The organism is Synechococcus sp. CB0205, assembly GCF_000179255.1.
Taxonomy (GTDB): domain Bacteria; phylum Cyanobacteriota; class Cyanobacteriia; order PCC-6307; family Cyanobiaceae; genus Vulcanococcus.
The window spans coordinates 41402-48786 of sequence record NZ_ADXM01000067.1 but is presented as its reverse complement, the minus strand read 5'-3'; the positions used below and the strand labels follow the sequence as shown (position 1 = coordinate 48786).

The 7385-nt window shown below is 64.5% G+C and carries 6 protein-coding genes; 1 reads left to right on the top strand and 5 read right to left on the bottom strand.

The annotated features are described in order from the left end of the window. The 5 genes from CB0205_RS0113110 to CB0205_RS0113090 all read right to left on the bottom strand — a co-directional run. Positions 1-1038, bottom strand: a 1038-nt coding sequence (locus tag CB0205_RS0113110) for a TIGR00730 family Rossman fold protein (protein WP_010317922.1), incomplete at its 3' end; no start/stop codon positions are given. 74 nt (positions 1039-1112) lie between these two features. After that, on the bottom strand, positions 1113-1436 hold the full coding sequence (gene trxA, locus CB0205_RS0113105; protein ID WP_010317921.1) for a thioredoxin: 324 nt from the start codon (positions 1434-1436) through the stop codon (positions 1113-1115). Between the two features lie 205 nt (positions 1437-1641). Then, positions 1642-2805, bottom strand: a complete 1164-nt coding sequence (locus tag CB0205_RS0113100; RefSeq protein WP_010317920.1) for a GuaB3 family IMP dehydrogenase-related protein — start codon at positions 2803-2805, stop codon at positions 1642-1644. 69 nt (positions 2806-2874) lie between these two features. Next, complete coding sequence (locus CB0205_RS0113095; protein WP_010317919.1) at positions 2875-3492, bottom strand: CAAD domain-containing protein; 618 nt, start codon at positions 3490-3492, stop codon at positions 2875-2877. 69 nt (positions 3493-3561) lie between these two features. Continuing rightward, on the bottom strand, positions 3562-4704 hold the full coding sequence (locus CB0205_RS0113090) for a homocysteine biosynthesis protein (protein ID WP_010317918.1): 1143 nt from the start codon (positions 4702-4704) through the stop codon (positions 3562-3564). A gap of 45 nt (positions 4705-4749) precedes the next feature. Here CB0205_RS0113090 and gyrA point away from each other — a divergent pair, with 45 nt between their 5' ends. Continuing rightward, complete coding sequence (gene gyrA, locus CB0205_RS0113085; protein ID WP_029626401.1) at positions 4750-7380, top strand: DNA gyrase subunit A; 2631 nt, start codon at positions 4750-4752, stop codon at positions 7378-7380. Positions 7381-7385: the final 5 nt, after the last annotated feature.

Genomic DNA, 7385 nt, shown 5'->3' with positions numbered 1-7385 from the left:
GCAGAGACGTTGTCCAGGTTGCTCGATCGAGGGGGGGAGCTCGAGCGGCAGGCCATTGAGCACATCGATCAGTTGGTAGAGCAGCCCGACCTTGCGGCGATCGAGCTGGAAACGCAGGCAGGGCCGAAGGATGCCGTTGGGGTCGCAGCTCTCCCCTTGGCTGATGTTCCCCTCATCCACCAGGAGATCAAAGCGTTGGTTGAGCTCGGCCACCGTGGCGGCAGGCAGAGGGCAGTGCAGCAGCAGCTCCGTCTGCTCCCCCGCGAGTTGAGCCCCGTGGAACACCCGGTAGAAGCGGCTGATCTGCTCCAGGGCCTCGGCGGCACTGCGGGCCTGTTTGAACAGGGAGGTGTCCTCGCTAGAGATCAACGCCCTGTCCTGCAGGGTGCCGTCAATGGTCTTGAGCCAATCGCTCCAGAAGCTGTCGTTCTCTGGAGCCAGGAGGACCAGGGGGATCGGCGGGGTCCGTCCGGTCTGAATCAGGGTCAGCGATTCGAACAGCTCATCGAAGGTCCCGAACCCGCCGGGCATGACCACCAGGGCGTCGCTTTCGCGCAGGAAGAAGAGCTTGCGGGTGAAGAAGTAGCGGAAGTGGAGCAGGCGCCCGTCGCAAGCATTGACGTAGCGATTGGCGTGCTGCTCAAACGGCAGGTCCACATTCAGGCCAATGCTGCTCTCGCAGCCCGCGCCGCGGTTCGCCGCCTCCATGACGCCGCCGCCGGCTCCCGTCATCACTTCAAAGCCGCGCCGGGCTGCTTCGCGGGCGAGCTCCTCGGCCAGCGCATAGGCCGGCTCTTCCGGCTGGGTTCGGGCGGACCCAAACACGGTCACCTTGCGGGTCTGGCGATGGGGGGCAAAGACGTTGAAGCCATCGCGGATGTCCGCCAGGGCACCGGTGATCAGTCGCCACTCATCGGCATCACGGCTATTGCGTGCGATCTCCAGCAGCTGAACCACACTGCGCTCGATGGAGCGGCGTTGGGGATGGCCCTCAAGGGCATCGGCCAACGCGTCCAGGGGGCTTCGCTCGATCGCCATCGTTTGGGATCAGGACAGAAAAGCCCGGCCAAAGGCCGGGCTTGAGGGGAGGTCTTGGGCGGTGCCGCTGACGCTCAGAGGTACTTGGAGATGGTGCCGGAGAGGGTGGTCTTGGGCACAGCACCGACAACGGTGTCGACCTTTTGGCCGTCCTTGAAGATCATCAAGGTGGGGATGCTGCGGATCCCGTACTGGCTGGCGACGTTGGGGTTCTCGTCGGTGTTGAGTTTGAAGACCTTGATCTTGCCTTCGAACTCCTTCGAGATTTCGTCGACGATCGGAGCGACCATGCGGCAGGGGCCGCACCAGGGCGCCCAGAAATCCACAAGAACGGGTACATCGCTCTTGAGCACGTCTTGCTCGAAGGAAGCGTCGGTGACGGCTGCGGCGCTGGACATCCGGTCAGGATCAGTGTTTTCGGAATGTAGCAACGAGTTTTCGGCTTCGGCTGAGGCCTGGAGGAACTCGTAACTGGGTGGAGTGGAGCCGGCGGCGATGCCGCCAGTTCCGGCCAAAGAATGAAAGCTCGGACGCGCCGAGCCGGGGGGTGTGAGGAGTGTGAGGGCTTTTGGCCCCACACACTCCGGAGGCTAACGCGGTCGCTTACTTACCCATGCCCAATTGCTGGGCCTTCTGATAAACCTTGCCTTCGGTCAGCAGGGAGGGGGCGACAACCACCTCCACCTGCTGCATCTCCTTGAGGGTGCGTGCCCCCAGGGTGCCCATCGAGGTCTTGATGCAGCCCAGCAGGTTTTGGGTGCCGTCGTCGAGGGAGGCCGGGCCGCGCAGGATTTTCTCGAGGCTGCCGGTGGTGCCCACCTTGATGCGGGTGCCGCGGGGAAGAACGGGACTGGGTGTGGCCATCCCCCAGTGGAAGCCACGACCGGGGGCTTCGGCGGAGCGGGCGATCGGTGAACCGATCATCACGGCATCGGCCCCGCAGGCGATGCACTTGCAAATGTCACCGCCGGTGACGATGCCGCCGTCGGCAACGATCGGCACGTAACGGCCGCTCTCCTTCATGTAGTCGTCGCGGGCTGCAGCGCAGTCGGCGACCGAGGTAGCTTGGGGAATGCCGATGCCGAGGACGCCGCGGGAGGTGCAAGCGGCTCCAGGGCCGATGCCGACCATCACGCCAGCGGCGCCGGCGCGCATCAGTTTGAGGGCCACGTCATAGGTGACGCAGTTGCCGATGATCACGGGAACACCGAAATCGCGGCAGAGGGCCTCGAGGTCCAGGCTCTCTTGGCCCTCCGGTCCGATGTGTTCCGTGCTGACCACCGTGGCCTGCACAAAGAACAGATCAGCACCGGCCTCGGCGATGGCCTTGCCGAATTTCAGGGCGGCCACGGGCGTGCCGCTGACGGCGGCGATCCCGCCGCGCTCCTTGATTTCAGCGATCCGCTTGCGGATCAGGTCTTCCCGCACGGGCTGGCTGTAGAGCTCCTGCATCAGGGGCACGAACTCTTCCTTGCCCACCGAGGCGATCCGATCGAGCGCAGGGTTGGGATCGTCGTAGCGGCACTGAACCCCTTCAAGGTTCAGAACGCCCAGGGCGCCCTGCTTGGCCAGCTCGACGCACATCCCGACATCAACCACGCCGTCCATGGCGCTGGCGATGATCGGAATCTCACGGGTGATGCCCCCCAGGGTCCAGCTGCTGTCGGTGACGGCCGGATCGACCGTGCGACCGCCTGGCACCAAGGCGATTTCATCGATGCCGTAGGCGCGGCGCACAGTACGGGAACGGCCGAGCTGAATGTCCACCTGAGACCTTTTGAAGCAATCAAGCCAAGCTATCAACCGGCCTGAATGCTTCTGGCCCTCAACCGTCTGCTATCGCTGACCCCGGAAGCTGCTCCAGCGCTGCTTCAGGCCGTCGATCACCTGATGGCGATCGTCGCTCTTGACCAGGCGCGTCAGGCTGAATCTCACGACGCTGATCACACCCACCAGCTCCAGCAATCCAGGCAGTAGGGGCACGCTTTCCACCACGCCCAGCAGGGCGCCATAGATCCGCAAAACGAGCAGAAGGCCGATCAGGCTGGCAACCAGAGTGATGGGGGTGCGAGCGGTTTGCCACTGCTGCTGCAGTTGGCCGCTGGCAATCCACTGCTTGACCTTCTCAACCAGCAACTCCCATTCGCCGCCCTCGCCTTCGTTCGCGGAGGCCACCGCCGTTGGGCTGGCCGGCACATCGGTGGTACTGGCGACCTGGGGGGTCCAGGCATTCACCGGTTCAGCAGCTGGAACGGGCTCCGGCTCCGGCGCTGGAGTCGGTTCGGGCTCCGGTGCGACCTCGACTGTGGGTTCCGCGGCGGTCTCTGCTGCCGTCTCGATTAGCTCGCTTTCGACGGTTTCAGTCGTTGCGACGGTTTCAGTGGCCTGGACCTCGAGAGCCTCGCCTTCGGGCTGCTGCTCGGCGTCCGGCTGGGGGGCAGGAGCATCAGCCATGGCTTGGGGTTTGAGATCAATGGTCCGGGAGCTTACGGCCGTTCTTGATCGTTGTCGGTCCGCTTGGTGTTAGTTCAGCGCCCGCACAGTCCGGTCGCTGGGCAGTGGTGCGAGGGGCAGGCGCAGGGGGAAGGCACCGCTTTGCAGCATCTCCGCCAGTTGCGCTTCGGCTTCCGCGGCGAGCCGGGGGCTGTGGGCTGGTGCGGCCGTGAGTTGCCGATCACCGAGCCGAATGGATCCGCTGAAGAGCTCGCTGTAGCGGGCGCTTGCGGGGGATGGACGCACCCGCCTGGGGATGCCGTAGTCCAAGACCGGCGCTGACAGCTCTTCAGCTGTTGCCGTCAGTTGTTGCGCAGTGCTGAGGCTTAAGAGCGGGATGGGGGCGGCGATGGCCACGAGCAGGCCGCTGCTGCCGTCGGCAAGTCGGGTGGCCCTGATGGCCGATGGTCTGAGTCCATGCAGGTCCACCTCCAGGGCACAACAGGCCCCTGGCCCGAGCGCAAACCCGTCGCTGCTTCGTTTCGTCTTGGGGTTGTGGCCGCTTCCAGGCCCGCTGACCCAGCCGATGGCGCCCCCCACGAGGACGGGGGATCCCGCTCCAAGGCCCGTCAAGCCAGGCATGCTCAGGCCGATACTTCCGGGGCCGCGGCAGCTGTAGAGCGCGCTGGTCCATGGGCCGAGCACGGGCCCCCAGGGGGTTGGGGTGAGGCCTTCTCGACTGCTGACCGCCACCACACCGTTCTCGCTGATGCCGCGGTGCAGCAGCAGGCGGCCACAGGGGATGTCCTCCAGGCCGAGTTCGGTCTCCAGCTCAACCTTGGGCTGCTGCTGACTGGGCGTCCCGCCAATGGAGAGGGGCAGACGTTGCCCCGCAAGCAGTGCGCTGAGCAGGGCCGCGCCCCCGTTTCCCATCGGGATCACGAGATCGGTATTGCCGTGACCGCCGTGGCCTTCAGCAGGGCCAAAACGGAACTGACGAATCCGGATCGGTGGATCGCTTGGCCCAAGGTGCAGGACCAGCGTGGCCTGCTGCATCAGCTCGGCGTCGCTGGCAACGACGACGTGGGTCTCCAGGTAGGCCTGCTCCAGTCCTCGCGCCTGGGCCAGCTCACGAAATTGCGTAGCGCTGCGGACCTGGAGTTCCCCGTCCCGTTGCAGTTGCAGCAGTTCTGTCTCGCTCCGAGTGGGGGTTGACCCAGGGGAGGCAGACACAGGCGCAAGTACCGATAAAATGCGTTCTAATCAAAGCTGTCACGAATGGCGGATCCAACCGAACCCCGTGAGATGCCCGCGGGGGACGGAGAAGGACCAGGCGGATCCGACGGCCGAATTATTCAGGCTGACCTTCGCAACGAGATGTCGCGCTCCTATTTGGAGTACGCGATGAGCGTCATCGTGGGACGGGCCCTGCCCGATGCCCGCGACGGTCTCAAACCTGTGCATCGCCGCATCCTGTATGCGATGTACGAGCTGGGCCTGACGAGCGATCGGCCCTACAGAAAGTGCGCCCGTGTTGTGGGTGAGGTGCTGGGTAAGTACCACCCCCACGGCGATACGGCTGTCTATGACGCGCTGGTGCGCATGGCGCAGGACTTTTCCATGCGCATGCCGCTGATCGACGGTCACGGCAACTTCGGTTCGGTGGATAACGATCCGCCGGCCGCCATGCGATACACCGAATCGCGGCTCCGGGCTCTCACCACCGACAGCCTTCTCGAGGACATCGAGAGCGAAACCGTCGATTTCATCGACAACTTTGACGGTTCGCAGCAAGAGCCAACGGTGATGCCTGCGCGCATCCCCCAGCTCTTGCTGAACGGATCGACAGGAATTGCGGTGGGCATGGCCACCAACATTCCTCCCCACAACCTCACCGAGCTGATCGATGGCCTGCTGGCCCTCATCGCCAACCCTGAACTCACCGATCGCGAGTTAACGGGTTACGTCTCGGGACCCGACTTCCCCACCGGTGGCCAAATTCTTGGCCGCCGCGGCATCCGTGAGATGTACGAAACGGGCCGCGGCTCCGTCACGATGCGCGGCGTCGCTGCGATTGAGACGGTTGAGGCCAAGGGGCGCCCCGATCGCGATGCGGTGATCATCACCGAGCTGCCTTACCAAACCAACAAAGCGGCGCTGATTGAGCGCATTGCTGAGTTGGTCAATGACAAAAAGCTCGAAGGCATCGCGGATATCCGCGATGAATCCGACCGCGACGGGATGCGGATCGTCATTGAGCTGCGTCGGGATGCCTACCCCCAGGTGGTGCTGAACAACCTGTTCAAGCTCACGCCGCTGCAGAGCAACTTCAGTGCCTACATGTTGGCGCTGGTCAATGGCGAGCCCGTGCTGCTCACCCTGCGCAAGATGCTGCAGGTCTTCCTCGACTTTCGGGTCGAGACGATTGAGCGCCGGACGCGATACCTGCTGCGCAAGGCCGAAGAGCGCGATCACATTCTGCTGGGCCTGCTGATTGCGCTCGACAATCTCGACGCCATCATCGCCCTGATTCGCGGTGCTGCAGATACCGCCAGCGCCCGATTGGAGCTGGTTGAGCAATTTGGACTGAGTGAAGTTCAGGCGGACGCGATCCTGCAGATGCAGCTTCGCCGCCTCACCGCCCTTGAGGCCGACAAGATTCGCCTCGAGCACGAAGATCTGCTCGCCAAGATCACGGACTACAAGGACATCCTGGCCCGCAAGGAGCGGGTCTATGGCCTGATCACCGACGAGCTGGGCGTCATCCGCTCCCGCTACGACTCTCCGCGCCGCACCGAGATTCTCGATGTCGAAGGCGGTCTCGAAGACATCGATTTGATCGCCAACGAGCGCTCTGTCGTGCTGCTGACCGAGAACGGCTACCTCAAGCGGATGCCGGTCAGTGAGTTCGAGGCCACCAGCCGCGGCACCCGCGGTAAGGCCGGCACCAAAACTCAAGGGGAAGAGGCGGTCCGTCTGTTCATCAGCTGCAACGACCACGACTCGCTGCTGCTGTTCTCCGACCGTGGCGTCGTCTACACCGTGCCCGCCTACCGGGTGCCGATGTGTAGTCGTGCGGCCAAGGGCACGCCCATCGTCCAGCTGTTGCCGATCCCGCGGGAGGAGCAGATCACCTCACTGCTGGCGGTGAGTGAGTTCACTGAGGACGCCGTTCTGGTGATGCTCACCAGCGGTGGCTACGTCAAGCGCACCCGTCTCTCGGCCTTCGCCAACATCCGCTCCAATGGCTTGATTGCCATCTCCTTGGAGGAGGGCGATGCCCTGACCTGGGTCCGTCTTGCCCAGCCGGGCGACAGCGTCCTGATCGGCTCGCGCAATGGCATGACCATCCACTTCCGCCTCAGCGATGAGGAGCTGAGGCCTTTGGGCCGTACCGCCCGGGGTGTGCGGGCGATGAACCTGCGGCCGGGGGACCAGCTGGTGAGCATGGACGTGCTCCCGGTGGAACTCGCCGACCGGGTCGAGGGAAGTAGTGCTGCGAGCGACGAGGACGACACGGAGGAGGTGGCGCCCAGCGAGGGGCCTTGGGTTTTGGTGGCCTCAGCCAGCGGCCTGGGTAAGCGGGTCCCTGTGGATCAGTTCCGCATCCAGAAGCGCGCCGGCATGGGCCTGCGGGCGATGAAGTTCCGCCGGGACGGCGATGTGCTCGTTGGCCTGCGGGTGCTTGGTGCTGGTGAGGAGTTGCTGCTGGTCAGCGAGCGCGGTGTGATCGTGCGCATGCAAGCCGACGCGGTGCCCCAGCAGTCCCGTGCCGCCACGGGCGTGAAGCTCCAACGCCTCGATAGTGGGGATCGCCTCTCCGAAGTGGTGCTGGTTCCGCCAGCCCTGGAGGAGGACGAGGAGTCGGGCGAGGATGCCAGCAGCGAGGCCGTCAGCGCGGATGTCTGATCACC